2 protein-coding genes and 1 pseudogene are annotated in these 2,583 nt (G+C 64.7%); all 3 read left to right on the forward strand.

Annotated features, from left to right (window positions below; all coding sequences use genetic code 11):
- Nucleotides 1-1,970 (forward strand): phenylalanine--tRNA ligase subunit beta (gene pheT, locus PHQ87_RS15900; protein WP_300236558.1); only part of this gene is annotated, 1,970 nt, incomplete at its 5' end.
- Between the two features lie 45 nt (nucleotides 1,971-2,015).
- Entirely contained in the window at nucleotides 2,016-2,360 is a 345-nt protein-coding gene (locus PHQ87_RS15905; RefSeq protein ID WP_300236561.1) for an integration host factor subunit alpha, read from the forward strand.
- Nucleotides 2,361-2,505: 145 nt separating this feature from the next.
- Nucleotides 2,506-2,583: pseudogene (locus tag PHQ87_RS15910) on the forward strand (MerR family transcriptional regulator); the annotation flags it as partial.

A 2,583-nucleotide genomic window follows, 5' to 3' on the forward strand; every position in this document is an offset into this window, starting at 1 on the left:
GCGAGCAGCTGGCACTGGACGACATGCTGTTCACGCTCAAGCTCACGCCCAACCTGGCGCACTGCCTGAGCGTGTACGGCATCGCACGTGAGGTGTCGGCGCTGACGGGCACGCCGCTGCAGGAGCCTGTGTTCCCACCGGTGCCGGTGAAGATCGATGACCGCCTGCCGGTGAAGGTGCTAGACAAGGACCTGTGCGGCCGCTTCAGCGGGCGCGTGGTGCGCGGCGTGAACACGAAGGCAAAGACGCCTGCCTGGATGGTCGAGCGTCTGGAGCGTTGCGGACAGCGCAGCGTGACGCCGCTGGTGGACATCTCCAACTACGTGATGTTCGAGCTGGGCCGCCCGTCGCACATCTTCGACCTGGACAAGATCCATGGCGGCCTGGAAGTGCGCTGGGGCCGCGAGGGCGAGCAGCTCAAGCTCCTCAACGGCAACACGGTGTCGGTCGATGGCCAGGTCGGCGTGATTGCCGACGCACAGGCCGTGGAGTCGCTGGCGGGCATCATGGGTGGCGACGCCACCGCCGTGTCCGACGACACGAAGAACATCTTCATCGAAGCCGCCTTCTGGTGGCCCGATGCCGTGGCAGGCCGCTCGCGCCGCTACAACTTCAGCACCGATGCCGGCCACCGTTTCGAGCGAGGCGTGGATCCGGCCACGACGGTGGAGCACATCGAGCGCATCACGCAGCTGGTTCTGGAGATCTGCGGCGGCGAGGCTGGTCCGCTGGACGACCAGAAACTGGCCATGCCCGAGTGCAAGCCGGTGAAGCTGCGCGTGGCGCGTGCCGCCAAGGTGATCGGCATGCCGGTCACGCAGGCCGAATGCGCCGGCGCGCTGCGCCGCCTGGGGCTGCAGGTCACGGAGGGCGAGGGCGAGCTGGATGTGACGCCGCCGTCGTACCGCTTCGACCTGCGCATCGAGGAAGACCTGATCGAGGAAGTGGCGCGCATCATCGGCTACAACAAGCTGCCGACGACCGCGCCGCTGGCACCACTGACGCCGCGCGTGCGCGTCGAGTCGCGCCGCGGGCCGTTCGCGGTGCGCCGCCATCTGGCGCACCTGGGCTACCAGGAAACCATCAACTTCAGCTTCGTCGAAGAGCGCTGGGAGCGCGAACTGGCGGGCAACGAGGATCCTATCCGGCTGCTCAACCCGATCGCCTCGCAGATGAGCGTGATGCGCTCGTCGCTGATGGGCAGCCTGGTGGCGGTGCTGAAGTTCAACCTCGACCGCAAGGCTTCGCGCGTGCGCCTGTTCGAGCTGGGCCGGGTATTCCGCAAGGATCCCTCGGTCAAGGACACCGATCGTACGGTGGCTGGCTATGCCCAGCCCATGCATGTGGCGGGTCTGGCCTACGGGATGGCCGATGCGCTGCAGTGGGGTTGTGCCGATCGGGCGGTCGACTTTTTCGATGTCAAGGGTGACGTCGAAAACCTGCTGGCACCGCTGAAGCCGGAATTCAAACCGGCCGAGCACCCCGCGCTGCATCCGGGCCGCTGCGCCAGCGTGTGGCTGGATGGCCGCTGCATCGGCCACGTGGGCGAACTGCATCCCCGCTGGCGTCAGGGCTATGACCTGCCGCAGGTGCCCGTGCTGTTCGAGCTGGAGCTCGATGCGGTATTGCGACGCGATGTGCCGGTGGCTCAGCCGGTCAGCCGCCAGCATCCGGTGGAGCGCGACATTGCCGTCGTGGTCAAGGAAGGCGTCACGCACAAGGCCGTGATGGACGCAATCAATGCGTCGGGTTCCGCGTTGTTGCGCCAGGCTGTGCTGTTCGACGTGTACCGTCCGCGCAAGCAGGCTGATGGCTCGTTCACCGGAGGCCTGGCAGCTGACGAGAAGAGTCTGGCGATCCGTCTGACGCTGGGTCGTGACGGCGCTACACTGACCGATGAAGAAATCGAGGCGGCGGTGCGTGCAGTGGTGGCGTCCTTGTCGGGTGCCGTGCAGGCCCGTCTGCGCTGATCACCGACGTGTGCTGCTGACCCTGCAACTTAGGAGATGCCCGAGATGGAACTCGCCGTTGAAAGCCTGGAGACGCCTACCCTGACCAAGGCCCAGCTGGCAGAAATGTTGTTCGAGCAGATTGGTTTGAACAAGCGTGAGTCGAAAGACATGATCGATGCGTTTTTCGACCTGATTACCGACAGTCTGGTGGACGGCACGGACGTGAAGATCTCCGGTTTTGGCAACTTTCAGATCCGTACCAAGGCCGCCAGGCCAGGCCGCAACCCCCGCACGGGTGAGCCGGTGGCCATCGATGCCAGGCGTGTGGTCACTTTTCATGCCAGTCCCAAGCTCAAGGATGCGGTACAGGCCGCCGGCCTGGCCGGTGATGGCGGGCCGGCCGACTGACCGGGAGGCGGTCCGGCGTGGATGCCTGACGGCGGGCCATTGTCACGGTATTTCAGCAATATGCACGGGAAACGGGGTGCAATCCGTGCACAACACGGAAAGTTAGAGTAGATTTCAAGGTTCTGCCGGTAGCACCTTGATTTACATGGAGAAAAATCTCCCCCCCATTCCCGCCAAACGCTACTTCACCATTGGTGAGGTCGGGGAGCTTTGTGGTGTCAAA

This window comes from Hydrogenophaga sp., assembly GCF_028698005.1.
Classification (GTDB): Bacteria; Pseudomonadota; Gammaproteobacteria; order Burkholderiales; family Burkholderiaceae_C; genus Hydrogenophaga.